This window comes from Frankiales bacterium (genome assembly GCA_016125335.1).
In the GTDB taxonomy this organism is placed as follows: Bacteria; Actinomycetota; Actinomycetes; order S36-B12; family CAIYMF01; genus Longivirga.
On sequence record WGLY01000035.1, the window covers coordinates 22,878 to 47,443 of the forward strand.

At 70.8% G+C, this 24,566-nt stretch carries 21 protein-coding genes and 1 tRNA gene; 12 read left to right on the forward strand and 10 right to left on the reverse strand.

Going from position 1 to position 24,566, the window contains the following annotated elements:
• Positions 1 to 15 precede the first annotated feature (15 nt).
• Positions 16 to 381 carry a hypothetical protein gene (locus GC157_16930; GenBank protein ID MBI1379144.1) on the reverse strand — a complete coding sequence of 122 codons (366 nt, stop codon included), beginning with the start codon at positions 379 to 381 and terminating at the stop codon, positions 16 to 18.
• 181 nt (positions 382 to 562) lie between these two features.
• Here GC157_16930 and GC157_16935 point away from each other — a divergent pair, with 181 nt between their 5' ends.
• The 3 genes from GC157_16935 (at position 563) to GC157_16945 (ending at position 3,245) form a co-directional block, all read left to right on the forward strand.
• Entirely contained in the window at positions 563 to 1,501 is a 939-nt protein-coding gene (locus GC157_16935) for a cation diffusion facilitator family transporter (protein ID MBI1379145.1), read from the forward strand.
• 37 nt (positions 1,502 to 1,538) lie between these two features.
• Entirely contained in the window at positions 1,539 to 2,255 is a 717-nt protein-coding gene (locus GC157_16940; protein ID MBI1379146.1) for a hypothetical protein, read from the forward strand.
• Between the two features lie 105 nt (positions 2,256 to 2,360).
• Positions 2,361 to 3,245: a DUF72 domain-containing protein gene (locus GC157_16945; GenBank protein ID MBI1379147.1), complete on the forward strand. Its 885-nt coding sequence runs from the start codon at positions 2,361 to 2,363 to the stop codon at positions 3,243 to 3,245.
• Here GC157_16945 and GC157_16950 read toward each other — a convergent pair.
• The gene (locus GC157_16950) at positions 3,220 to 4,275 is read right to left on the reverse strand and encodes an alcohol dehydrogenase catalytic domain-containing protein (protein ID MBI1379148.1); all 1,056 of its coding nucleotides are present in this window, start codon (positions 4,273 to 4,275) and stop codon (positions 3,220 to 3,222) included. The two genes, GC157_16945 and GC157_16950, sit on opposite strands and share 26 nt — an antisense overlap.
• Positions 4,276 to 4,786: 511 nt before the next feature.
• Positions 4,787 to 8,419 (reverse strand): relaxase domain-containing protein, encoded by a 3,633-nt coding sequence (locus GC157_16955; protein MBI1379149.1) that lies wholly within the window; start codon positions 8,417 to 8,419, stop codon positions 4,787 to 4,789.
• Between the two features lie 176 nt (positions 8,420 to 8,595).
• Between GC157_16955 and GC157_16960 the strand changes: the two genes are divergently transcribed.
• On the forward strand, positions 8,596 to 8,802 hold the full coding sequence (locus tag GC157_16960; protein MBI1379150.1) for a hypothetical protein: 207 nt from the start codon (positions 8,596 to 8,598) through the stop codon (positions 8,800 to 8,802).
• An 80-nt stretch (positions 8,803 to 8,882) separates the two neighbouring features.
• Here the strand turns inward: GC157_16960 and GC157_16965 are convergent, their stop codons facing one another.
• The 4 genes from GC157_16965 to GC157_16980 all read right to left on the reverse strand — a co-directional run bounded on the left by GC157_16965 (position 8,883) and on the right by GC157_16980 (position 13,069).
• Positions 8,883 to 9,725: a hypothetical protein gene (locus GC157_16965; GenBank protein MBI1379151.1), complete on the reverse strand. Its 843-nt coding sequence runs from the start codon at positions 9,723 to 9,725 to the stop codon at positions 8,883 to 8,885.
• Between the two features lie 100 nt (positions 9,726 to 9,825).
• Positions 9,826 to 10,443, reverse strand: a complete 618-nt coding sequence (locus tag GC157_16970; protein MBI1379152.1) for a phosphatase PAP2 family protein — start codon at positions 10,441 to 10,443, stop codon at positions 9,826 to 9,828.
• 755 nt (positions 10,444 to 11,198) lie between these two features.
• A complete protein-coding gene (locus GC157_16975; GenBank protein ID MBI1379153.1) occupies positions 11,199 to 11,477 on the reverse strand; it encodes a hypothetical protein in 279 nt (92 codons plus the stop codon).
• 308 nt (positions 11,478 to 11,785) lie between these two features.
• Positions 11,786 to 13,069, reverse strand: coding sequence for a HAMP domain-containing protein (locus GC157_16980; GenBank protein ID MBI1379154.1), 1,284 nt, complete (start codon positions 13,067 to 13,069; stop codon positions 11,786 to 11,788).
• A 159-nt stretch (positions 13,070 to 13,228) separates the two neighbouring features.
• Between GC157_16980 and GC157_16985 the strand changes: the two genes are divergently transcribed.
• Genes GC157_16985 through GC157_17000 form a run of 4 tightly spaced genes read left to right on the forward strand, consistent with a single transcriptional unit; the run spans position 13,229 to position 17,938 of the window.
• The gene (locus tag GC157_16985) at positions 13,229 to 13,861 is read left to right on the forward strand and encodes a hypothetical protein (GenBank protein ID MBI1379155.1); all 633 of its coding nucleotides are present in this window, start codon (positions 13,229 to 13,231) and stop codon (positions 13,859 to 13,861) included.
• The gene (locus GC157_16990; protein ID MBI1379156.1) at positions 13,849 to 14,529 is read left to right on the forward strand and encodes an ATP-binding cassette domain-containing protein; all 681 of its coding nucleotides are present in this window, start codon (positions 13,849 to 13,851) and stop codon (positions 14,527 to 14,529) included. The genes GC157_16985 and GC157_16990 overlap by 13 nt, the downstream gene beginning before the upstream one ends.
• Positions 14,526 to 15,281: an ATP-binding cassette domain-containing protein gene (locus tag GC157_16995; protein MBI1379157.1), complete on the forward strand. Its 756-nt coding sequence runs from the start codon at positions 14,526 to 14,528 to the stop codon at positions 15,279 to 15,281. The genes GC157_16990 and GC157_16995 overlap by 4 nt, the downstream gene beginning before the upstream one ends.
• Positions 15,278 to 17,938 carry an FtsX-like permease family protein gene (locus GC157_17000; GenBank protein MBI1379158.1) on the forward strand — a complete coding sequence of 887 codons (2,661 nt, stop codon included), beginning with the start codon at positions 15,278 to 15,280 and terminating at the stop codon, positions 17,936 to 17,938. The genes GC157_16995 and GC157_17000 overlap by 4 nt, the downstream gene beginning before the upstream one ends.
• Before the next feature lie 3 nt (positions 17,939 to 17,941).
• On the opposite strand, the gene GC157_17005 is transcribed toward GC157_17000, so the two are convergent.
• Positions 17,942 to 18,667: a response regulator gene (locus GC157_17005; GenBank protein MBI1379159.1), complete on the reverse strand. Its 726-nt coding sequence runs from the start codon at positions 18,665 to 18,667 to the stop codon at positions 17,942 to 17,944.
• A gap of 121 nt (positions 18,668 to 18,788) precedes the next feature.
• Here GC157_17005 and GC157_17010 point away from each other — a divergent pair, with 121 nt between their 5' ends.
• Both GC157_17010 and GC157_17015 read left to right on the forward strand, forming a co-directional pair.
• Positions 18,789 to 20,471 (forward strand): phosphatase PAP2 family protein, encoded by a 1,683-nt coding sequence (locus GC157_17010; protein MBI1379160.1) that lies wholly within the window; start codon positions 18,789 to 18,791, stop codon positions 20,469 to 20,471.
• A 1-nt stretch (position 20,472) separates the two neighbouring features.
• A complete protein-coding gene (locus GC157_17015) occupies positions 20,473 to 21,150 on the forward strand; it encodes a response regulator (protein ID MBI1379161.1) in 678 nt (225 codons plus the stop codon).
• Between the two features lie 60 nt (positions 21,151 to 21,210).
• Here the strand turns inward: GC157_17015 and GC157_17020 are convergent, their stop codons facing one another.
• Positions 21,211 to 22,479, reverse strand: coding sequence for a HAMP domain-containing protein (locus GC157_17020; GenBank protein MBI1379162.1), 1,269 nt, complete (start codon positions 22,477 to 22,479; stop codon positions 21,211 to 21,213).
• Between the two features lie 371 nt (positions 22,480 to 22,850).
• Here GC157_17020 and GC157_17025 point away from each other — a divergent pair, with 371 nt between their 5' ends.
• Together GC157_17025 and GC157_17030 are read left to right on the forward strand one after the other, a co-directional pair.
• Positions 22,851 to 23,060 carry a helix-turn-helix domain-containing protein gene (locus GC157_17025; GenBank protein MBI1379163.1) on the forward strand — a complete coding sequence of 70 codons (210 nt, stop codon included), beginning with the start codon at positions 22,851 to 22,853 and terminating at the stop codon, positions 23,058 to 23,060.
• Between the two features lie 161 nt (positions 23,061 to 23,221).
• Positions 23,222 to 24,397, forward strand: coding sequence for a tyrosine-type recombinase/integrase (locus GC157_17030; protein MBI1379164.1), 1,176 nt, complete (start codon positions 23,222 to 23,224; stop codon positions 24,395 to 24,397).
• Positions 24,398 to 24,468: 71 nt separating this feature from the next.
• Here GC157_17030 and GC157_17035 read toward each other — a convergent pair.
• Positions 24,469 to 24,545 (reverse strand) — tRNA-Phe (locus GC157_17035).
• Between the last annotated feature and the right edge of the window lie 21 nt (positions 24,546 to 24,566).

A 24,566-nucleotide genomic window follows, 5' to 3' on the forward strand; every position in this document is an offset into this window, starting at 1 on the left:
CTCCCGCGCCCGGGCTCAGCGGTCCCAGGGCGCGGTCTCGCCGAACTTCTCGTAGTACTTGGCCAGGTGGCTCTTCACGCGCGGGACGTCCTTCTCCGGCAGGTCGACCCCGCCGCGGCCGCCCTGCATGACGTTGCCGGCGGCCATCACCCCGCGGGGGACCGCGCGCAGCCTGCCGTCGACGACGTCGGCGATGAGCAGCTTGTACGCGGTGAAGTTGTCCTTGCTGTCGGCGTCGTACCACACGTGGGCGTCGCGGTACTTCGCGTTGGGGTCGTCCTGGGCGTCGGCCCACTCGCGCACCCGCTTCTCGGCGGCGCTGCCGTCCCACTCGAGGTCGCGGTCGGCGACGGGCAGGTCCTGGAAGGCGGTGACGGCCATGTGATCTCCCTGTCTCGCGTGCGGATGGACGTCGCGCGCGCTACCCGTGCGCCCCGGGGCGAAACGGCCGCCGGCGCAGATTCGGGCCGGTGCCCGCGTTCCGGTCCGCCGTCCGGCGGGCCTGGGCGAGCGGTGGTGCGGGACACGTTCGCGGCAGCGTCGACCGGGTACGGCGTCGGCCGTGCCCGCACCCCGCGCCCGGGAGCACCGGGAGTCCTTCGCCACCGTCCTCGTCGCCGGCTCGGCCAACCTGCTCATCGCCGTGGCCAAGCTCGTGGCCGGCCTGCTGAGCGGCTCGGCGGCCATGCTGTCCGAGGCCGCGCACTCGATGGCCGACACCCTCAACGAGGTGTTCCTGCTCGCCGCCCTGCGCCGTAGCGGCAAGCCCGCCGACGGTGAGCACCCCTTCGGCTACGGCATGGAGCGCTACTTCTGGTCGCTGCTGGCCGCGGTGTCGATCTTCGTGCTGGGCGCGGGGTTCTCGGTGCTCCAGGGCGTCCGGGGGCTGGTGTCGCCGACCCCCGAGCGCGACATCGGCGTCGCCCTCGGGGTGCTGGCCGTGGCGCTGGTGCTGGAGGGCGCCTCGCTGGTGCGCGCGCTGTGGCAGATCCGGTCGCAGCGCGACGGCGAGGAGCTGCCCGAGCTCGACGAGCTCGAGCCGACCGTGCGGGCCGTGGCCTTCGAGGACGGCGCCGCCGTCGTCGGCGTGGTGCTCGCGGCGTCCGGTCTGCTGCTCGACCGCTGGCTGGGCACCACGGTCTTCGACGCCGTGGCGTCGCTGGCCATCGGCGTGCTGCTGGCCGTGGTCGCGGTGGTGCTGGGGCGGCAGAACCAGGAGGGGCTCATCGGGCGGTCGCTGCCGGCCGACGACCTCGCCGCCATCGAGCGCGAGATCGTGGGGACTCCGGGGGTGGTCGGCGTCGTCGAGCTCATGAGCCTTCAGCTCGGCCCCGGCAACGTGCTGCTCGCCGCGCGGGTGACGGTCGGTGCGGACGTGCCGGGAGAGCGGGTGGCCCGGCTGGCCGACGACGTCGACGACCGGGTTCAGGAGCGCTTCCCCGACGTGCGCCACGTGTTCGTCGACCCCACGCCGCGGGCGCCGGCGGTGCGGCGTCCGTAGGGTGCTCGGCAGGCGGCGCCGCCGTCGAGGAGGTCGCGTGCCCGAGCCCGAGCCCCCGTCGCTGCTGGACGCCGCCGTGGCGGCGGACGTCCATGCGCTGCGCCCGGACTACCTGGCGCTGCTCCTCGTGGTGCGCGGGGTGCGCGGCGGGCCCACGGACGCCGTCAGCGACGCTGCCCTGCACCGGGCCGAGCAGGCCGCGCGCGAGCGGCTCGCGGGGTCGGCGCCCGAGACGCTGCCGGAGATCGCGGCCTGGCGCGAGGCGTTCGCGTCCTTCGGCGTGCGACCGCGGCAGGCGCGCAGCAGCGTCGAGGCGCTGCTGCGGCGGGTCGACGCCGGCCTGCCGCGGGTCGACCGGCTCACCGACCTGTACAACGCGGTGTCCGTCGAGCACCTGCTGCCCGTCGGCGGCGAGGACCTCGACCGGTACGTCGGCCCGCCCGGGCTGGTGCGCGCCACGGGGGACGAGCCCTTCGACACCGTCGCGGACGGCGAGCCCGTCGTCACCGCGCCGGAGCCGGGCGAGGTGGTCTGGCGCGACGACGCCGGGGTGACGTGCCGGCGCTGGAACTGGCGCCAGTGCGTGCGCACCCGCCTCACCGCCGGCACGACGTCGGTGCTGTTCATCCTCGACGGCCTGGCCCCGATGGGGGTTCGCGACCTCGAGGCCGCCGGCGACGCGCTCGTGGCCTCCGTCGCCGCGGGCGAGGCCGGCGTCGAGGTCGACTCGACCCTGCTCGGCCCCGCCGGCTGAGCCGGCACCGCAGCGCGGACGCCGACGGCGCCGCCCGCCCCTCGGCGCCGGCCCGGGGCAGGCTCGGGAGCCGGGAGGACCGGCGTCGGCGAGGTGACCGGACGGATGACGGCACGGCGAGCGGGGTCCCCGGGCGGCCCTCAGGGCTCGGTGCGGGTGGGGACGTCGGGCTGGCAGTACGACGGCTGGCGCGGCGACTACTACCCGGCCGGGCTCGCGGCCGCGCGGCGCCTGCCGTTCCTCGCCGCTCGGCTGGACTCGGTGGAGCTCAACGGCACCTTCTACTCCCTGCAGCTGCCGAGCAGCTTCGCCCGCTGGCACGAGGAGACCCCGGCCGGCTTCACCTTCGCGGTGAAGGGCAGCCGGTACATCACCCACCTGCGGCGGCTGCACGACGTCGAGCTGCCGCTCGCCACGTTCTTCGCCTCCGGGGTGCTGGGCCTCGCGGGCAAGCTGGGCCCCTTCCTGTGGCAGCTGCCGGCGTCGATGCCCTTCGACGCCGGCCTCCTGCGGGACTTCCTCACGCTGCTGCCCGCGACCAGCGCGCAGGCCGCCCGGCTGGGCGAGCGGGCCTCGCTGCCGCCGGAGCGCAGCGACCACGAGCGGCACGGCGAGCGCTCGCTGCGCCACGCCGTCGAGGCCCGGCACCCGTCCTTCGCCGACGACCGCTTCCCGGACCTGCTGCGCGAGCACGGCGTCGCCTGCGTCGTGTCCGACTCGCCGCGCTGGCCGCTCATCGACGTCGCGACGAGCCCGCTGGCCTACGTACGCCTGCACGGGCACACCGAGCTCTACGCCAGCGGCTACGCCTCGCGCAGCCTCGACCGCTGGGCCGAGCGGTGCCGCGAGCTGGCGGCCGCGGGGCACGACGTCGTCGTGTACTTCGACAACGACAGCCGCGGCCGCGCGCCGCACGACGCCGAGGCGCTGGCCGCCCGCGTGGCCGACCTGCGGCCCCGCACCGTCAGAGCGAGAGGTCGACCACGGTGATGCCGGCGCCCACCGGCGGCCCGCCCATCGCGACGAGCGCGGCCGGCGCGTCGTCCAGCGCGACGACGCGGCCCACCAGGCGGTGGACGTCGAGCGCGCCGGAGGCGACGAGGTCGAGCATCGCCGGGTAGTCGCGGGCGGCCATGCCGTGGCTGCCGACCAGGACGAGCTCCTCGGCGATCACGCGGCCCATCGGCGCGGGGGCCACGGAGTCGGCGCCGAGCATGAGCCCCACCTGCACGTGGCGGCCCCGGCGGCGCAGGGACGCGACCGACGCCGACATCGCGGCGGTGCCGCCCAGCGCGTCGACCGACACGTGCGCGCCCCCGTGGGTCGCGTCGCGGACGGCATCGCCGACCTGCTGCGGCGTCCACGACGGGTCGACCTGCACGACCGCCTCCGCGCCGAGCGACCGGGCCGCGTCCAGGGCCGCGGGGGAGACGTCGACGGCGACCACGCGCGCCCCGCGCGCGACCCCGGTCATCACCGCGGACAGGCCCACGCCGCCGCAGCCGTGCACCGCGAGCCACTCGCCGTCGGCGACGCGGCCCTGGTGGGCGACGGCGCGGTAGGCCGTGGCGAACCGGCAGCCGAGCGGGGCGGCGTCGACGAAGGACACGTCGTCGGGCAGGGCCACGAGGTTGGTGTCGGCGGCGCGGACCACCACCCGCTCGGCGAACGAGCCCCAGTGGGTGAAGCCGGGCTGGGTCTGCTGCGCGCACACCTGGGCGTCGCCGGCGGCGCACACCGGGCACCGGCCGCACCCGCAGGCGAACGGCGTGGTGACCCGTTCGCCCCCGCGCCAGCGCCGCACGCCGGCGCCCGCCGCGACGACCGTGCCGGCGAGCTCGTGCCCCGGCACCCAGGGCAGCGACGGCACGGGGTCGTGGCCCTGCCAGGCGTGCCAGTCGGACCGGCACACGCCGGTGGCCGCGACCTCCACGACGACGGCGTCCTCCGGGCACTCCGGCTCGGGCACCTCGCGCACCGTCGGCGTCGCGCCGTAGGACTCCCACACCACTGCCCGCACGAGCGGCACCCTCCCACGACCGGGCTCAGCACGAAGGCCCGGGCGCGCGCCCGGGCCTTCGCAGTGCTGGAGGGGTGGTGCCGGAGGTGGCCAGGGGCGGGGTCGAACCGCCGACCTTCCGATTTTCAGAGCCATCAACCGGTGTTTGCTGATGACGCTTTGGAGCATCGTTGCAGGTCAGAGTCGGTTCATGTGATGCTCCGTGTTCGTGCCTGCGGGTGTCTGCCGGGTCTTTTGTGAGAAATCGTGAGAGGTCGGTCGCCTCGCCCTCGGACCCTGCTGTATCCCTGGGCCGGCTCCCGACGGTCGCGACCCGGCACGCTCGACTCGGCCGCGGGCAGTGGCACCGCGCCGAGCTTTAGGCAGATCCACTAAACACGACCAATCTTCGAAAAGTCCGCCGATGTGTGTCCGAACAGGACCGCTTGAGACTCCATCGAATCCGTAGGGGTCGCATGTTGCGGCGCGGTCTGTCGACCCGTGGCAGCCGTTGCCTGTGGACGAGACGCCGTCAGATGCGGAGGTAGTAGTCGTCGTCTGCGTCCGGCGTGGGCGAGTCGCCGATGAGGGCGCGTTCGAGCTCGTGGGGGTCCATCTCGAGGCTCTGGAGGTACATGCGCCGCAGGGGGCTGGTGTCGCGTTTCGCCTTCGGCTCGGGCCGGCCGGGGTGGAGGAGGGCGTCGATCTCGATGATGGCCGCGTCGACCTCCACGTCGATCTCCGGTGTGGAGGCAGGGTTCTGGAGGAGGTCGGGGGTGTCGACGGCCCAGGGGGTGCCGGCTTGCAGGGAGTCGCGGATGGGCAGCAGCCGCGACGGCTTGGTGGTGGCGTTCTGGTTGTCGCGGAGGGTCTCGGTGGCGGAGCGTTCGCGGTCCCTGTGAGCGATGATCCCGGCCAGGACGTCCAGGGCGGTGGGGTCGGGTCGTCCGGGGTCGGGGATCTCGTCGTGACCGTGGTCGGGGGTGTCGAGGGGGACGTAGAGCCGGTTTGAGTCGCTGCCGCGGGTCATCGCGACGTAGAGGGCTTCGCGGCTCATGCCGGGGGTTACCAGGACGTGGGCGTGGTCGACGGTGACGCCTTGAGCGCGGTGGATGGTGGTGGCGTAGCCGAGCTCGAGATGGTCGCGGACATACGTCGCCGGCAGCAGGACCCGCTCCTCGCCTCTCCCGACCTCGCGACCCGTCTCGTCGCGGACGGCGGTGACGGCGCCGTCGGGGTGGGTGGCGGTGATGGTCCACCTGTCGCCGTTGCGGACGTGCTGCCCCCCGGTGGTCAGCAGGCGTCGGTCGTTGCGGCGGGTGAGCACGACGTCGCCTACTCCGACCGAGACGCCGTCGGCAGCCGGGACCTCGGTGGTGGGGTCGACGCATCCGGCCGCGAGCCGGTCCTGGTGGGCGCGTTCGTTCAGCTGGCTGACGGTGTCGGTGTCCGCCGCGAGCAGCAGGGTCGACGCGTCCGCCGCCTGGTCGTGGGTCCAGGCGTCGTAGGCGGCGTCGAGGACCTCGTCGCTCGTGCCCGCTGTGATGCGCCGCTGCGACTCGTAGACGTCGAGGACGGATGGGTCGCCGTGGCGCAGGCGTCGGGTGGCGTGGGCCTCCCAGCGGTGGGTGAACCGCCACAGCGAGGTGAGCTCGCGGGCCTGCGCTGTGGCGGCGAGGAGGCCGAACGCGCCGCCGGCGTCGACGGCGGACAGCTGGTGGTGGTCCCCGACGAGCAGCACCTTCGCCGCGGCGGCGGTGGCCTGGGTGGTGAGGTCGTCGAGGGTGAGGGTTCCGGCCAGGGAGGCCTCGTCGACGATGAGGAGCTGCCCGGGTTCCAGTGTCCAGGCCGAAGCGGTGCGCCGGACCTCGGCGATGCCGCGGGCGACGCGGTTGGCGGCGCTGGTGTCCCCGGTCCGTCGGCAGGCCAGTTCGGAGTCGCGGAGGTGGTCGAGGTGGCGTTGGCGTTCCTGTCCGCCGGGGCCGGTGGTCTCGTGCAGCCATTTCGCGGTGTTCTCGCACCCGATCCCGAGTCTCGCGGACAGCTCGGCTGCGGCCGTCGCGGAGGGAGCGAGCCCGACGACCGACCCACGCCCGAACTGCGCCTCCCACGTACTGCGCAACGCGGCGAGGGTGGTGGTCTTGCCGGTGCCGGCTGGGCCGACCAGGACGTCGACGCGGCGCCCGGACGTCGCGATCGCGACGACGGCGTTCGCCTGGTCCGCTGCCAGCTTGACTCCGGAGCTGTCGCCCGCGTGCCGCGGCGGAGGGCCGATCGCGGCGGACGAGATGACGGACGGTTCCACGGGCGACGACGAGGCGGCGGACTGGCCGACGGACGGGTCCGAGCCGACGGACGAGCCGACGAGCGAGACGGCGGACGGCGCGATGGAGGGGGCGGTGAGGTCGTCGAGGGCGGCGAGGAGGCGGGCTTCGGCGTCGAGGATGGCAGGGTGGGTGTAGAGGTCCTGGCCGGGGCGGGTGAACACGGACACGCCGTCGGGGGTGAGGAAGGCGGCGGGGACGGTGAACACCTCCGGCGTCTCGAGGCTGATGCACTGGTCGAGCGCGGCGGCCACGATGCGGTCGTGCAGGGCGTGCCGGTCGGTGGTGGTGGCGCAGCGGATCGGGCGGGTGGCGCGGGCGGCTTCGGCGAGCAGGTTCCACCGGGTCCAGGTCGAGCGCCGGTCCAGGACGGCGGTCAGGGTGGTCGCGGCGAGGTCGGCGATCACCGGGTCGGGGATCTCGGCGTCGGCCCAGGCGCGGGCGGACCGGTGGGGTTCGGTCCTGCGGAGGCCGGGTTTGATCTCGTACTTGTTGAGCAGGCGGACGGCGTCGGCGCCGGTCATGGCTGGTTCCCCGCCGAAGGGGATGCGTGGGTGGATGTCCCCGGCGTAGATGCCCCGCGGCGGCGGCACCTCGGCGGACCAGAGCCGGAGCCGGTCGGTCTCCGACACTCCCTCGAGCATCCGCTCGGCCTGGCGTCGGCGGGTGAGGTTGCGGTGCTCGCCGGCCTCGCCGAGCCGGGCCAGGATCGGCAGGAGCGGTCCGGTCACGTGCTCGGGCAGGTCGGCGATCAGGGCCGCGGCGCGCACCCGCCACCAGGCGACCAGCTCGGCCAGCGCGTGAACGGTCTTGGCCGGTCGGGTGGCGAGGGTGAGCTTCTGTCGCAGCCGGGTGGTCTCCACCGGTGAGGGTGCGCGCCCGTTCCGGGCGCGGAACTCCGCGACAGCGCCAGTCATGCCGGCGTCGATCCCGCGGGTCCTCAGGGAGAACTCCTTCAAGACCCAGTCGGGGACGCCGTCGATCTCGAACCCGGGCGAGCGTCGTGGTCCGCGGTCCCGCAGCGACCAACGCACCGGGAGCACCGTTTCGAGGCGGTCGGCGAGGAGGTTGTCGTAGACCTCGGAGAACGCGACCGCGGCGTGGTGCAGGGCGCGGGAGTCCAGCGACCGCCACTGCCCGTCCAGGCCCTGGACCTTGTTGGCGATCACGACGTGGGAGTGCAGGTCGGGGTCGCCGAGGCGGGTGTCCCAGTGGTCGAACACCGCCGCGACCATCCCCTTCGTGGGGACCTGTGCGCAGGACCGGGCACCGACTCGGGTGAAGATCGCCCGGTCTTCGATCAGGGCGAGGGTGTCGCGGACCGCCGCCCGGTGCGCCTCGAGGACGACCGCCTGGGTCGCGGCGTCCGAGAGGCCCCACAGGACGGAGGCGGACTTGCGGGCGGAGAAGGTCAGGTCGAACCCCGCTACCGCACCCCGCGTCCGCCGTCCGGACTCCGAACGGCGGACGGCGTCGACCGCGGCGGCCCGCTGTCCGTCCTCCAGGTCCGCGGGCAGGGCGGCGACGGCGTCGGCGATCCGCTGGCTCGAGCTGCGGAACACGGGGTAGGGGCGGCCGAGCGGGGTGTCCGTCGCCGGATCGTGGCCGGCGCCGAACAGGCGGGCCATCGCGTCCTCAGTGACGACAGACCCCGCCAGCACGCGGTGCTCTTCGTCGCCCAGGCCCTCGAGGCCGGCGCCCCACCAGGTGCCCGGCGGGTAGCCGGACTCCGCGTAGTACGCCGTCAACGGCTTGGCTGGATCACGCGGCACGTCGCCGCACGCCGTATGACGAACCAGGTACTGGTAGCCCGCGCCCGCCGACAGGCGCGCTATCGACATCACGTCCGCACCACTGACGGTGCTGCCGATCCCTGCTCGAACCACGAGTTCACCTAGGGAGGTGTGCTCGCGAGACGGCCGAGATCGAGTCAGCCACCGACGAAAGCTCCGTGGAGCCAGACGTGTATCCGATCTCGGGTGTTGGGGCGGACTCGCTGAGGGACAGCGGGTGCGTCATGAGTGCGGCGATGGGATGCAGCTCGTGGGCGGAGCTGACTCGAGTTCCTGTTGATCAGGTGGTGTCGGTCTGCGAGCTCGCTCGTTCACGCCTGTGGGATCTGCCGGTGTTCGAGGACATCGTGAGTGTCTCGGTGCCGGTGGACGGGTCGACTGTCGTGGTGATGGGTGAAGTGGCCGCGGAGCAGCTACGGTTGGATGCGTAGTTGCCGGGGCTGGTGTCGGTCACCGGGGCGGCTGCATCGGACGGGTGAGCGGGAGCGGTTCCCGGGGCGTGCTCCGCTGATCACCTTGGGCGCTGGTCGGTCTCGACGTCGCGGCGGGTGAGGGCGAGGTAGGTGACGAGGGCGGCGATCGCCAGGCTCCACAGCACGGTGACGAGACCGGTGCCGAGGCCGATGCCGCCACGCGAGGGTGGCAGCGCCAGCCAGTCCGCGTAGGACGCGCCCAGCGGCCGGGTGATGATGTAGGCGGTCCAGAACGTCGTGATCTCCGCGGCGCCGAAACGGGATTGAGCGACCAGCGGGATCGCGAACAGCACCGAGAACACGATCCCGGAAGTGAGGTAGCCCCAGCCGAAGGTGACGGCCGTCATGTCCCCTGCGGCGGTGCCTAGCGCGAAGCTGGCCAGGACCGTGCCCCAGTAGAACAGCTCGCGGGGCTTGGTGTGGATGCTGTGAATCGACAGGGTGCCCTCGTGGGACCGCCACTGCCAGAGGATGACCGCAAGCGCAACAGTGAACGCGGTGGTCGACACGAGGTAGGGGATCCCGATCCCTACGTGGAGGACGTCCGCTGCCATCGTGCCGAAGACGCTCACCATCGCGACCGCGAGCCAGTACTTCCACGCGACGTAGGTCCGTGAACGCATCTGAATGACGAACGAGACTGCGAACCCGGCGAACCCCAGCGGCAGGGATATCAGCGGGCCGATGGCGTGGACCAGGAAGTCGGATGCCGTCTCACCCATCCCGGTGGTGAGGATCTTGATGATCCAGAAGAACGCGGTGATCTCCGGGACCTTGCTGCGCGGGTGCCGCGGCGTGGTGACGGGGCCGCACACGACCGGAATGGGGGCGGTGTCGTCGTGGGTGAACGCATAGGGCACCCGGTCGCGCTCAGGCGTCATCGGCAGTCCTGTGGTTGACCCTTGAGTTGGGGCAGGGCGGGCGACGATTCGCAATTCGCGAAGGCGCCTCTTGACCGGTTGGCCGGCGGGTGTCGGCGCGTCATGCGTTGGGGGAGGGGTGCGCGACGACCAGGGGGCGGAAGGACCGGTAGCCGGCCAAGCGAGTCACCAGTGCGGTGAGCAGTCGTCCGACGGCAAGCCACCCGAGAACGGAGATCATCGCACCGACGAGAAGTCCGGCGACGACGTCGCCGGGGTAGTGGGCGCCCACGTAGACCCGAGCGAATGCCAGCAGCACGGCCAGCACCGTTCCTGTGACCGCCAGGCCGCGAGTCCGCGGCCCCGCGTACCGGCCGATGATCCACAGCCCCGCTGCCGCGGCGCCTGCGGTGACGGCGTGATCGGACGGGAACGAGTAGTCGCTGCTCTTCACGACCAGAACCTCGACGCCGTGCAGGGTGAGATAGGGCCGAGGCCGGGCCACGACCCCACCGATGAGCTGGTTGATACCGACCGCGACCACGGTGCCGGCTCCGGCCCACAGCGCCGCTGCGACACCACGAGCCGGGTCGTCCTGCGACCGTGCGAGCCACCACCCAATGGCGACCAGGACCGCGAAGACGGCTACCCCGTAGACGGCGTAGACGGTGAGGACCCCGTGCAGCCACGGAGTGCGCACCGCGAAGTCGTTCACGTCCAGATACCAGCTGGCGTCCACCACAGTCCCCTCCCGGAGAGTCGTCCACGAACGCCAGCACCCGGAGACGACGAGGGAAGCGTGCCCGGACGTGTCCCGCCCGGCAGACAGTGCGGTGATTCTAGGATTCCACCGCAGCGCCTACCTGAGGACCCAGTGACTCGTACTTATGAGGGCACTGAGAAACCGATCCAACCTCGTGTGTGCGTCCCGGTCGTGGCAGATCGCGCGCTCGAGCCCGTCCGAATCCGTGCGACGCTTGGAGCCGGCGATCACGATCCGATACGGGAAGGACCTCGAGGATGCGCACGAGCGGTGCAACGAGGGGCGGCGTCCCGGCGTGGACGGTGTGGATGCTCGCAGTCCCGGGGGTTCTCGCCGTCTGCGCCGCACTCCTCGACTTCGACGACAAGCCCACGGGCGGCGTGCCGCTGCGCGCCCGGATCGGCGTACTCGGGCTCGCTTTGCTCGCGATGGCCTGGACCGCCAGTGCCGCTACGCGGCGGCGTCCCCGTTGGTGAGTTCGGAGAGCCAAGCAGCCACGAGCCCCACCGCTCCAGCGGTAGCTCGCACGCATGGGCGACGCGCGAGGACCGGCGGTCCCGGCCCGATCAGCCCGCACGGAGCTCAAGCCGTCCCGCAAAGGTCGTATCCCTGGATGGATGTGCTCTGTGTTGTTCGTGGCGAGGCCATCCGCAGGTGAGGCGTGGCCCGGTCCAGGAGCGCGCCTGATCGGCTGCTGAGCACCGGTCCATGACCCGGAGACTAGGGCGGCCTCACGCTCGGCCCCGTCTACGCAACAGGGCCATCACCACCTCAACGATCTCATCGGCCGCTGCGGTCATGGTGACCACTTGGTCCACTCCGCCGCACAGCGGGTCGATGCGCTTTGGTGGACTGCCGTCAAACCGAACGGCGAGCAACGGAACTCTTCCGCCGATGGTGTTGCTTCGCCTTGGGTCGGTGCGCCGGCTGTCCGTCACGACGACGTCGATCGAGGTTTCGTGGATACGAGGTTCCCGTGGCGTCGCGACGATGAGCGCGAACAGGGTCAACCGGCGGCGAGCTCCGAGGCCAGGGTGCGTCGCTGATGTCGATGAGCACGACCGGCGGCGCCGGCTCGCTCATGGGGGCTCCTGACATGGACGTGGTCAACAAGGCCCCCAGGTGTTGACGGTCGCGCATGATCGCTGTTTCGCGACTGCGCGCGATGCGTCACAGTTTCAACTGCAGCGCATTCTCAGGATTTCAACGTTGGCAAGACCGCAGTGGTGGCAGCTACGCGATGTCACGGTGGTTCGGGCTGTCGACGGCCGTGTCGATGCGCTCGTCGACGATCTAGCGAAGACCCATTCTTGTTGCTCTACTGATCGACAGGGGGCAGCAGAAGGGTGAACTGAGTGGTGGGCTCCCGTTGGCTGAGCCGAAGTCGGCCACCACCGTCTTCGGCGAGACCGCGCGCCAGTGCTAGCCCAATGCCGCTGCCGCCGCCGTGGGAGACGCCGCGGGCAAAGACGTCCAGATCGAAGGGGATGCCGTGTCCGTCGTCACGGACGTCGATGGCGATGGCCCCGCCTACAGGACGGGCTGTCATAGTCACGGCTCCCGCACCATGTCGAAGCGCATTGTCGAGGAGGACGTCGAGGATCTGGCGCAGCGCCGATTCGGTGAACCGAACGGGTGGACAGCCTTCCGTCAACCGGAGGCGCAATGGACGACCAGCGGCAGCGAGCGGTGGACCCCAGCGCAAGACGGCGGCGTCAAGCACGGCCGTCACCTCGACAGCCACGTTGGGGGGGCTGTTTCCACGTGTCAGATCGATGAGTTCCGCGATCGTCAGCTCCAACTGGTCCGCAGCCCTGATGGCAGTCCGAGCTGCCGTGGTCAGATCGGCGGAAGGGTCGGACAGCGCGGATTCCAGCGAGGCGCGAAGTCCACTGAGCGGGGTTCGCAGCTGGTGCGAGGCGTTGGCGGCGATCTGCTGCTCGCGGCGCACGAGGTCACCGATCCGCTCCGCTGTGGCGTTGAGCGAGTTGCCGGCGTCGTCGATCTCCGGCATGCCGGTGGGTGTGGTTCGAACATCGAAGTCGCCGTCACCGAGCCGGTGAGCGGTCAACGCGAACTCCTCCAGGGGACGGTTCACCCGTCGGGCCAGCACCCGTGCGGCGAGGATCGCGATGCCGATCGCCAGCGCCGCGGCAAGGACCATCGCAGCCCAGGTGAGCGCGGTGCGCCGCCATACCTCGGCGATCGGCGCCGCGGTGCGGACTGCGCCGACGACCTGCTCGGCTGATGACACCGGCACCGAAACGATGATCCAGCCGCCGGACAAGTCCTGGCCCACACCACCGCCGAGCGCCGTCGCCGTAGCAGGGTCGGCTCGATCCGGTCCGGAGCCGCTGATGCGCAGCCCACGCGGGTCGTAGAGGCCGAGCTGCTCCCCGGCACCTGGATCGGGCAATTCGGCCGGGTCGCGACCGGCGAAGTCCGGGCCGATGCCGATCGCCGTTCTTAGCGCCGTGCGCTCGAGGGCGACCTGCGCGTCACCGAGGTAGATGCGTTGGACGGCGATGCCCAGCGGCAGTGCGAACAGGGCAACCGCAAGGACCGCGCTGGCCAGTGCAACCCGCACGATGCGTCGTCTCATGCAGGCTCCCTGAACGGCGACGCAGCGTTAACCGTCCGCTTGCCATGCGCGATCCGAGCGTTAGCCAGCACGTCCCTAGCGTGACAGACGCACACCCTCACAACCTCGGAGGACTCCATGGCCCGACCTCGCGTTGGCACCACGATCGCGTTAGGAGTGCTGGGCCTGACGCTGGCCGCCTGCGGGACGACAGCGCCCGCACCCGTAGCGGTGACGAGCACTCCGTCGGGATCCGCGACAAGTCCCGCACCGACCACGTCGGGGAGCACGTCATCAGCGCCTCCCACCTCAGCCGCGCCCTCCCCCGCGGTGACGGAGAGCAACCCGCCCGGCGACATCCCCGACAACCAGGCTTACGTGACCTACCAAGGTGTGAGTGGGCACTACACCGTCGAGGTTCCGGAGGGCTGGGCGCGCACATCAGGCGGGGCCTCGGCGTCGTTCACCGACAAGCTCAACGCCATCACTGTGGTGGAGTCGTCGGCGCCGAGCGCCCCGACCGCCACGTCGGCGACGGCGACGCAGGTGCCGGCGCTTGCCTCCAGCGTGCCGAAGTTCCAGCTGGTCAAGGTCGCGCCGTTCACCCGAGCCGGAGGGTCAGGCGTGCTCATCACCTACCTCGCTGACTCGCCCGCCAACCCAGTCACCGGCAAGGTCGTCCGCGACGCCGTCGAGTCCTTCCTCTTCTGGAAAAACGGCCAGCTCGTGACCTTGAGCCTGTCCGGCCCGCAGAGCGCCGACAACGTTGATCCGTGGGCGAAGGTCAGCGATTCCTTCCGGTGGACCCCGTGACCGGCACAGTGCATGCCGCGTTGGAGGCACGGGATCTCTACCGGTTCTTCCGCGCCGGCGAAGAGGAGACCCTGGCTCTGCGCGGCGTCTCGTTGACCGTGCAGTCCGGTGAGATCGTGGCCGTCGTCGGGCCGTCCGGCTCGGGCAAATCCACCCTGCTCGGCTGCCTCGCCGGGTTGGACGAACCTGCCGGTGGCACGGTGTGGATCGACGGGGAACGGATCAGCCACCGCTCCGAAGCCGAACGGGCCGCTGTGCGCGCACGATCAGTCGGTGTGCTGTTCCAGGTCGGCAACCTCATCGAGCACCTCACCGTCAGTGAGAACGTCGCACTGGCGCAACGATTGAGTACCGGAGAAGCACCCGACCCCACGGTCGTGATCGACCGGGTGGGGTTGGGTGCACGGGCCGAGGCATACCCCTCCCAGCTCTCGGGTGGGGAGGCTGCCCGAGCCGGACTGGCGGTCGCGCTGGCCAACGACCCCACGGTGCTCCTCGCTGACGAGCCGACCGGCGAGCTCGACGGCGAGACCGAGCAGCGGCTCCTCGCGCTCCTGCGCACCCGCGCCAACGCCGGGTGCGGCGTCCTGCTGGTCACGCACAGCCCCGACGTGGTGGCGATCGCCGACCGCGTCGTCACCCTCTCCGACGGACAGGTCGTCTCATGAACGCACAAGCAAGTGCTCCCTCGGCCGTCACCGCAGCGACGCCGGGCCGCGCCGCCACGCCCGGAACGCTGATCGAGATGCATGATGTCGCGCTGACCTATGGAACGGGGTCGACGGCGGTCGTCGCGATCCACGGCGCGACCTGCCAGGTAGCTACCGGGGCGAGGCTGACCATCACCGGCCCCTCGGGGTCGGGGAAGTCCACCTTGTTGCACCTCATGGCCGGACTCGAGCGACCGACCACCGGTTCGGTGACCTGGCCGGCGCTGGGGGAGGACCCGCTCGGTCGGCCCGGGCTCGTCGGCGTCGTCTTCCAAGGGCCGAGCCTCATCCCCACCCTCGACGTCGCCGAGAACGTCGCCCTTCCCCTCGTCCTGGCTGGGACAGCGGATCGGGTCGCGCACGAGCTGGCGATGGACGCACTGGACACCTTGGAGATCGACGATCTCGCCAGCAAGCTCCCCGACGAGCTCTCCGGCGGCCAGGCCCAGCGGGTGGCCATCGCACGAGCCATGGCCACCCGCCCGGTGCTCATCCTCGCCGACGAACCCACCGGTCAGCTCGACCGAGCAACCGGCGTGCACGTGATCGACGTCCTGCTCGGGGCGGGCGACCTGCTCGGCGCCGCCGTGGTGATCAGCACCCACGACCCGGCGGTCTCCGACCGGCTGACCACGCAGTGGCGGATCAGGGACGGCGTGCTGTCCACGACCGACTCGTCCACCCCGCACGATCGAGGAGTGACCCGATGACCGGTACCTGGCTGCGCGGACTCCTGCGACGACGCCGCGGAGCCCTGATCGCGACCGCGTCCGGGATCGCGGTCGCGGTTGCCCTGTTGGCCTCATTGGGGGCGTTCCTCGCGGCCTCCAAGGCCACCATGACCGCCCGCGCAGCGTCAGGCGTCGTCGTCGACTGGCAGGTGCAGGCCGCCAGCGGTACAGACCCGGCCGCTGTCCTTGCCGCGACCCGTCGCGCCGACGGAGTGACGGCGGCGCTCCCGGTCCAGTTCGCCACGACAGACGGCTTCACCGCCACCACGGGCGGCACCCAGCAGAACACCGGTGTCGGTGTCGTTCTCGGGCTCCCCGCGGACTACCGCACCGTGTTTCCAGGTGAGATCCGCACGCTGTCGGGGTCCCCGGACGGCGTCCTGGTCGCGCAGCAGACGGCGTCGAACCTGCACGTGGCCCCTGGCGACAAGGTCACGGTCGCGCGTGCCGGCCTCCCCTCGGTGACTGTGACGGTCGCGGGCGTGGTCGATCTCCCCTACGCGGACTCCCTGTTCCAGAAGGTTGGTGCCCCCCCGCAGTCCCAGCCCGCCGCGCCACCGGACAACGTGATGCTCATGCCCGCGTCCACGTTCGCGTCGACGATGGCCCCGCTGTCCGCGACGCGACCGGACCTCGTGACGACTCAGGTCCATGTCGCACACACCCACGACCTGCCGCCCGACCCGGCCGAGGCCTACATCGCGGTGACGGCGGCCGCGCACAACCTCGAGGCCACGCTCGCGGGTTCCGGACTGGTGGGCGATAACCTCGCCGCATCACTGGACGGGGCGCGCAAGGACTCCCTGTACTCCCAGGTCCTGTTCCTCTTCCTGGGACTCCCCGGCGCGATCCTGGCCGGGATCCTGACCGCCGCGATCGCGGGTGCCGGAGCCGTGCGCCGGCGACGCGAGCAGGCGTTGCTGCGTGCCCGCGGAATGAGCGTGCGCCAGGTCGTGCGCCTCGCGGCGGTCGAGGCGCTGCTCGTCGGCGTGGTCGGTGGCATCGTGGGGCTTGGTGTGGCCGCGGCGATCGGCCGGTTTGCCTTCGGCGCCTCGGGATTCGGGGCCTCCACCACGAGTGCCTTGAGTTGGACTGTCGGCGCGTTCGTCGTGGGTCTCCTCATCGCCGTGGTCGCCGTCCTGGTCCCGACGGTGCGGGACTTCCGCGAGAGCACCGTGACGGGTGCCCGGGCGCGGGTGCACCGGGAACGGGCACCTCGCTGGATGCGCTTCGGCCTCGACATCATCATGCTCGCGGGCGCCGCCGTGATGTTCGCGATCACCAGCCAGGCCGGCTACAGCCTCGTGCTCGCCCCGGAAGGGGTCGCCACGATCTCGGTCAGCTACTGGGCCTTCCTCGGCCCGGCTCTGCTGTGGATCGGCGTCGCCCTGCTGGCCTGGCGCATCGCCTACGTCGTCCTGGGGCGAGGTCGACCGGTCGTCGCCCGCGCGATCCGGCCGCTGACGGGCAACCTGTCCTCGACGACCGCCGCCGGGCTCTCCCGGCAGCGAACCATCGTGGCGCGCGCGGTCGTACTGGTGGCTCTCGCGGTCTCCTTCGCCGCCTCGACGGCCACCTTCAACGCCACCTACAAGGCGCAGGCGGAGGTCGACGCCCGGCTTACCAACGGCGCCGACATCGCGGTGACCCAGTCCCCAGGCTCCAACGTAGGGCCGGACGGGGCGGCCGCCATCGCGTCGGTCCCGGGTGTGATCAGCGTGGAACCGCTGCAGCACCGCTTCGCCTACGTCGGTGCCGACCTGCAAGACCTCTACGGCGTCCGACCGGCCACGATCGGTGCCGCGACATCACTGCAGGACGCGTACTTCCAGGGCGGAACAGCTGCGCAGCTCATCGGTCGCCTCGCCGCGCAGCCCGACGCGATTCTGGTCAGCGACGAAACGGTCAAGGACTTCCAGCTCTCGCCGGGCGACCTCATCCGGCTCCGCCTGCAGGACGGGCAGACCAAGAAGCTCATCACCGTGCCGTTCCACTATGCCGGCATCGCCAAGGAGTTCCCGACCGCACCGCACGACAGCTTCTTCATCGCCAACGCCGACTACATCGCCAAGGCCACCGGAAGCAACGCCGTCGGAGCGTTCCTCGTCGACACCGGGGGTCAGAACACCGCCGCAATCGCGACAGCTCTTCAGGACAAGCTCGGCGCTGCGGCACATGTGACCGACATCGGATCGACCCGCTCGGCGATCGGGTCCAGCCTGACCTCGGTCGACCTCGCCGGTCTCACACGCGTCGAGCTCGGGTTCGCGCTCGTACTGGCCGCAGCCGCCGGCGGTCTCGTCCTGGCGCTCGGGCTCGCCGAACGCCGTCGCACCTTCGCGATCGCCAGCGTGCTGGGTGCGACGGGGCGGCAGCTGCGGGGGCTCGTTCTCAGCGAGGCGGTGATCGTGGTTGTCGGCGGGATCGCAGCGGGAGCGGTGAGCGGATGGCTGCTCTCCCAGATGCTCGTGACCGTGCTCACCGGTGTCTTCGACCCGCCGCCGGAGAAGCTGTCGGTGCCGTGGCCGTATCTGGCGACGACGGTTCTCGTGGCGGCTCTTGCCATCGGTGCTGCGGCCCTCATGGCTGCTCAGCGGTCGCGCCGCCCGGCGGTGGAAGCGCTGCGAGGACTCTGATCCTCAGGTGTCCGTTGGAGGATCGAGGCGGTAGCCGTGCCCGCGCAGCGTTGTCACTGCGGGGAGCGCGGCTATCGCTTCGGCACCTGCGAGGGCTGCCGCGTCGGAGAGCTTGCGCCGCAGTGCGACCATGTGAACGTCGAGGGTCTTGGTCGAGCCGAACCAGTGCTCGTCCCACACGTCGCTCATCAGCGTCTCGCGGCTCACCGCGACGCCCGCGTCGGTCGCGAGTCGCAGCAGCAGGTCAAGCTCACGCGCACGGAGCCCCACCTCGACCTGGGCCACGTGAACCCGACGCGAGGCGACGTCGATGACCAGGGAGCCCAGTCGGAGTTCCGCGGGCTGAGCGGGTACAGACAACGCAGTGTTGGACCGCCGCAAGTGGGCACGAATGCGGGCCAGCACCTCGCTGACCTTGAACGGCTTCGTGAGGTAGTCGTCCGCGCCGGCGTCCAACCCGGAGATCACGTCCATCTCGTCCTGGCGTGCCGTCAGGATCACGATCACCGCAGTCGGCTGGCGGCTCCTGAGCTCGCGGCACACGTCGATGCCATCGCGATCGGGCAGTCCAAGATCGAGGAGTACCAGGTCGGCCCCGGCTTCGCGGGCCTCGATCAGGCCGCTGCCGCCGGAGCGATGCCAACGGACCTGGTACCCGCTCGCGCCCAGGGCAGATTCGAGCGCGGCACCGATCGTGTCGTCGTCCTCGATCAGCAGGATGCGGGCCACGAGTCCAGCCTACGAGCCTCGAGGACCCCAGCCACGATGACGCCGGGTGCGGCGGACACCGGATCGCGACTCGCAGCGTGCAGCTGCGCGCGAAGGCTGCGCGGCACGACAGTCGCTCGCGATGAAGGTTTCCCCCAGGATCGGGAGCACCGTGCTTGGGTTCGACGGGAACCGGGCACACGTGAGGACGCGGCAACGCGACGGCTGTGTGAACATGCCGGACGGGACGTCGCCTCACAGCGGCGTCCCGTCCGGGTGCGACCTACTTCTCGCTGGCGCCGCCCTCGTGGTTAATGTCGACGCCGGGGGCGTCGGCGTGGCCTCCGTCGTTCCCGTCAGACGGGCCGGTCTCGGACGCCGTCTCGGTGCCGGCGGCGGACTCCGTCGTCGACTCGGTGCCGGCCGCGGTCTCGGCGGAAGAACCGGTGTCCGGGGTCGTCTGGTCGCCCTGCTGGAGTGTGTCGGTGTCCTTCGCCGAGTCGGCGGTCTCGGCGTCCGCCGCAGTCGAGCTGACCGCGGCAACGGCCGGCGCGGCGACCGGCGGCTTCGTCGAGGTGGCCGGGGCGGCCTGGGCGACGGAGCCCAGGCCGAGACCCACGCTGGCGAGCAGGGCGGCGGCGCCGACAGTTCCGGCGACGCCCTTCTTGGTGAGCTTCATGACGACTCCTGGGGTGAGGTGATGGTCCGCGAACGGGGGTGTCGAGGACTGGAGACACGCTGTCCTGCGGCGGCTGTGGTGGGCATGAGAGCGCATGAGAAGCCCCAATTCCCCGTCATGGTTCGGGAGTCCCGCAGCCACGACGCACGCGAGGCGCCCGTGACGGCGGATCCTCAGCGTCACCACAGGAGCAGTGCGCAGGCTGGGGTCATGACGTCCATGTCGCGACGCGCGACCGTGTCGATCTCGGCTGTCGCTCTCGTCGTGCTCTACGCGCTCATCACCTTCGTCCCCCGCCTCGCGTCGGTGGATCGTTCGGCGTTCGCCGGCCGGTTGGACAGCGGAACCAGGTTGATCGTCATGGAGCGCCTTGCCTTGTCGACGATCACGATCTTGACCCTGTCCGCGGGTCTACTCGTGGTCTGCGGGCGAACGTATCGACGGCAAGGGCTTGGGCCCGCGTTGCGCATGGCGACCGCCGTGGTCGGTGCCGTCGTGTCCGCCGAGCTGCTCAAGCACTTCCTGCCGACCGCATCAGGCACCTCGCCGCTGGGGCTGGTCGTTGCCGGCGGGTCGTTCCCGAGCGGGCACGCCACCATCGCCACCGGGTTCGCTCTCGCCCTGGCATCCACGTTGGGCCCGAAGCTCGCGCGCCGGTGGTGGGGGCCCCTCGTCGCCTGGGTGAGCCTCGTCGCCGCAGGCACTGTGGCAGCGGGGTGGCATCGCCCCAGCGACGCCGTCGGCGGTGTCCTGCTCGCGGTGATCTGGCACGCGGCACTGGTACGCGGGCGCGAGGCCGACGAGGCAACTGCCGCTGCGGCTACACGGTCGCGAGTGGGTGTTCCGATTGCCGCCTTGATCTCAGGGTGGGGCTGGTGGGCGGCGATGGCCACGGCGGTCATCGCTGGCGCCCTCGCTCCTCAGGCACGATCAGGTCACGAGCTCGGGGAGGCGGCCAGCCCGCTCTACCTTGTCGGCCTGGCCGCGGTGCTGGCCGCCACGGGGGCCTTGATACTCCTGGGTCCGTGGCGAGAACCGGCACTGCGGACGGGATCGTCGCGAGGCGCACGAGTGAGCGTCGAGCGAGTGATGCAGCCGCATACCGCAACTCAGCGTCGTCTCAGGCGGGATGAGAGACAGTGGTGAGGTGAAGGTCCTGCTGGTCGACGACGAACCCAGGCTCGTCGACGCCGTGCAGCGCGGTCTGGCGGCCGAGGGCTTCCAAGTCGAGGTGGCCAGGGACGGCGAGCAGGGACTCTGGATGGCCTGTGAAGGCAGCTACGACGTCATCGTCCTAGACATCATGCTGCCCAAGCTTAACGGCTACCGGATTTGTCAGAGACTCCGCGACGAGGAGATCTGGACGCCCGTCCTCATGCTCACGGCCAAGGACGGCGAGCATGACGAAGCGGACGCGTTCGACCTGGGAGCCGATGACTACCTGACGAAGCCGTTCTCCTTCGTTGTGCTGGTGGCGCGCCTGCGCGCGCTGCTACGTCGTGGTGCACCTGAGCGACCGGTCGTCCTGCAGGCCGGGGATCTCTCTCTGGACCCGGCGCGTCGCCACGTGCTTCGAGCAGACCAAGAGATTGCGTTGACGCCCCGAGAGTTCGGGCTCCTGCACTTCCTTCTCCGACGCAAGGGCGACGTCGTCACCAAGAGCGAAATCCTCGCTGCCGTATGGGACGAGAACTACGAGGGAGATTCCAACGTCGTCGAGGTCTACATCGGCTACCTGCGCCGCAAGATCGACGCGCCCTTCGACCGGCAGGCCATCGAGACGGTGCGCGGCGTGGGCTACAGGCTCTCAGAAAGCGGAGGGTAGTCGGGACAGTAGGCCGCGGTGGCCGCACCGTTGCAGTTGGCTGCACCGACCACGACGACGTCATGCTTCCTGAGCCGGGAGGCGGACGACGAACCGTGCGCCGCTGGTCGAATCCTCCACAGCTACCGTTCCGCCGTGGGCGTGCGCCACCTCGAAGACAATCGCCAGACCCAGCCCTGCGCCACCGGAGAGGCGGTCCCGCGCCGGATCCAGGCGCACGAACCGGTCAAAGACGCGGTCTCGGTCCCCGACCGGTACCCCCGGCCCGTCGTCCTGCACGACCAAGACAGCCCACGCGCCCTCGATTCCGACCGAGAGAGCGACCGATGACGTCGCGTAGCGGGCGGCGTTGTCGCACAGGTTGCGCACCAGGCGTTCGAGCTGCTGACGATCGCCGGATACACGCGCGGGCGCTACGTCGACGGAGACGTCGATGTCTCCCAGCCGCGCAAGGCGATCTGCCTCCATGATCATGAGGTCGTCGAGATCGACATCATGATGATCCTGGCGGCTGTCGATCTCGTCCGAGCGCGCGAGCAGCAGCAGGTCGTCCACCAGGGTACTGAGCCGATCGGTCTCGGCCAGAACCGCAGGGGCTGTATCGGCCCATGGCTGCGACCCGGGATGCTCCAGACCCACCTCGACGGTCGCTCGAATGGCCGCCAGGGGGCTGCGCAACTCGTGGCTGGCATCAGCGACGAACCGTCGCTGCGTGGCCTGGGAGTCCTGCAACCGATCCAGCATGCTGTTCATTGTGAGCGCGAGCCGACCTACCTCATCGTCGGCAGCCGGCACCGGGACTCGCATGTCAAGGTCCGTCGCGCCGATCGCAGCGACCCGCCGACGGATCTCCTCGACTGGGCGGAGGGTTTTGCCCACGACGAAGTACACCGACGCGGCCACGACCAGCAGGACGACGGGGAATCCGAAGGCAAGAAGGCGTTCGACCGTGGTGACGCTGGCAACCACCGTGCCAAGCGATTGCGCAACGACCACGATCGCATCGCCGGTTGGCGTGTGAACTCCGCGCGACACGACGACGAACAACTCCTGGTCGGCCACCGGGACGCTCTGGGTGGAGACTTCGACAGTTCCAGGTGCCGGGCGGGCCGAGGTCAGTGCGGGCTCGCCGTCTATCTCGGGACTGGAGATCAACACGCTCCCTCGGGAGTCGAGAACCTGGACGACGGAGCGTTCGCTGAGGTTGCCGACGACGATCGCATCGCGGGCGGCTCCCTCCGCCGCCACCGACGTCGCCACGTCACTGGCACGCTGCTGCGCCGAGTCCCGGACCGTCTGGCTCAGCGACGCACGCAGGATCCACACCATGCCGATTGCCCCGATCGTCAGGGCTGTTGCGACGACGAGAGTCGCGGCGAGGGTCGAGCGCAGCCTCGCCCCGGGTGGGGCTACCACGCCAGCCCCGCGCCGATCGTGCTGCACCAATCACGGAACATGGCCGAACGGTACGCAACGGTGGCTGTGAAATGGCTGAGTGGCGTCCGCGCCGCCTTGCCGGTCGGGCCTCTCGCGAGCTCGTTCCTCGACTGCAGTCGCACGCCACCGCCAACCGCTTGGGGAGCTGGAGTCCAGTCTCTCGGCGTCGCTATCCGCGATCGCGTCGACCGTCGTGTCGCGTCGCACTTCTGCACACCTCCCGGTGACGCCATCGCAGCAGGCGGTGGAACCCAACGGACGGGATGAAGATGGACCACGAGGAAATGGCTGGGTTGCCGGCGCTGCTTGACGTCCCGGAGGCCGCCCGCGTGCTGGGCATCGGCCGATCATTGGCCTACGAGCTCGTGCGCCGCGGTGACTGGCCCACGGAGGTACTGAGGATCGGGAAACTCATCAAGATCCCAAGTGCGCCGCTCCTCCGGCTGCTGAGGGGGGACCGGCCACAACAGTGATGGCCGGCCTGGGGCGCTGGCGAGTGCACTCGCACCTTCCCGGTCCGTCGGGCGCGCGCGGAGAGACGCCCGCAATGGGACCACTGGCAGCGTCTGCACGACCTGGGGCCCGTGGTGTTGAAGCCTGTCGACTCATCAGAAGTGCCTACCAGGAGTAGCTCGTGAGCCGGACCGCCAAGGACTCCGTCCGCAAGGTGACGCTGCGCGATGGCAGGGTCCGATGGCGGTGCGTCGTCGACGCCGGCATCGACGTCGACGGTCACCGTCGACAGCTCACGCGCACGTTCGACACGATGAAGGAGGCGCGCAACTTCGTCGCGTCGACGCGAGTACTAATCAGCACCGGCGCCTATGTCGGCAAAGTGGACATGACCCTCGCCGAGTACGCGCAACTGTGGCTGACGTCGCGCAAGCATGCGGTCCGGCCCAAGACGCTCGAGGGCTACTCGGTCGCCCTGGATCGGGCCCTGCGCAAGTTCGGGCACCGGCGGCTCGATCAAGTGTCGAAGGCCGATCTCGTCGCGCTGGTCGCTGACATGCGCAGCGAACCGCGTCCGGCCGCGAGCCGAACGGTGAACCTCACCCTCGGTGTGCTGCGCCAGGTCTTCAAGGCGGCTGTCCGCGAGGGCCTTGTCGTGCGTAGTCCTGCGGCGATGGTGGACCTGCTCCCGCAGCCGGCGCAGGAGATGCAGGCGTGGACGCCCGAGGAGGCGGCCACGTTCTTGCGCGCTGTTGCCGATCACCCGTGGGCGGGCGCATACGCGCTCAGCCTGTCGGGTCTTCGCCGTGGAGAGGTGCTGGGCATCCGCTGGGACGACGTGCAGCTCAGCGGCGACCTCCCGCACGTGCTCGTGCGCAGGTCGCGCGTCCAGCTCGGTCGAGATGGCGGCGGCGTGGTGGAGGGCGAGCCCAAGTCCGCACGATCGAGACGCTTGGTACCGCTGGCCCCGTTCGCGGTGGAGGCCCTCGTCGCGACGAATCGCCAGCAGGCCGCCGATCGCGCGAGGCTGGGGACGGACTACCAAGACCTGGGCTTCGTATGTGCCGACGCGTCGGGGCGACCACCTCGGCCGGAGACCTACTCCAGCGTCTTCCACCGATTGGCGAGCGGGGCCGGCCTTCGTCGCGTTCGTCTGCACGACCTCCGCCACACGAGCGTGACTCTGATGCTCAACGCCGGGATTCCCGTGCACGTCGTGGCGAGCATCCATGGGCACGACCCCATCATCACGCAGCGGATCTACGCCCATACGCGGCACGACGATGCGGTCGCGGCTATGAACACCCTGGACCGCATCCTGCGTCGGGACGACGGGGCGCCGCAGATGTCTTTGTGAGAGATTGTGAGAGGCCCGGGTCGATGACCCGGGCCTCTCGACGTTCATCAGGCCTCTGACCTGCAGTGATGTGGTGGCCAGGGGCGGGGTCGAACCGCCGACCTTCCGATTTTCAGTCGGACGCTCGTACCAACTGAGCTACCTGGCCGTCGCCGCCGCAGCGGCCCGC

Bases quoted from the DNA above. Each gene is read 5' to 3' on its own strand.
- GC157_16930 (MBI1379144.1), bottom strand. From the start codon at position 381: ATGGCCGTCACCGCCTTCCAGGACCTGCCCGTCGCCGACCGCGACCTC.
- GC157_16945 (MBI1379147.1), top strand. From the start codon at position 2,361: ATGACGGCACGGCGAGCGGGGTCCCCGGGCGGCCCTCAGGGCTCGGTG.
- GC157_16955 (MBI1379149.1), bottom strand. From the start codon at position 8,419: ATGTCGATAGCGCGCCTGTCGGCGGGCGCGGGCTACCAGTACCTGGTT.
- GC157_16960 (MBI1379150.1), top strand. From the start codon at position 8,596: ATGAGTGCGGCGATGGGATGCAGCTCGTGGGCGGAGCTGACTCGAGTT.
- GC157_16965 (MBI1379151.1), bottom strand. From the start codon at position 9,725: ATGACGCCTGAGCGCGACCGGGTGCCCTATGCGTTCACCCACGACGAC.
- GC157_16980 (MBI1379154.1), bottom strand. From the start codon at position 13,069: ATGAGACGACGCATCGTGCGGGTTGCACTGGCCAGCGCGGTCCTTGCG.
- GC157_16995 (MBI1379157.1), top strand. From the start codon at position 14,526: ATGAACGCACAAGCAAGTGCTCCCTCGGCCGTCACCGCAGCGACGCCG.
- GC157_17000 (MBI1379158.1), top strand. From the start codon at position 15,278: ATGACCGGTACCTGGCTGCGCGGACTCCTGCGACGACGCCGCGGAGCC.
- GC157_17010 (MBI1379160.1), top strand. From the start codon at position 18,789: ATGAAGGTTTCCCCCAGGATCGGGAGCACCGTGCTTGGGTTCGACGGG.
- GC157_17020 (MBI1379162.1), bottom strand. From the start codon at position 22,479: ATGGTGTGGATCCTGCGTGCGTCGCTGAGCCAGACGGTCCGGGACTCG.
- GC157_17025 (MBI1379163.1), top strand. From the start codon at position 22,851: ATGAAGATGGACCACGAGGAAATGGCTGGGTTGCCGGCGCTGCTTGAC.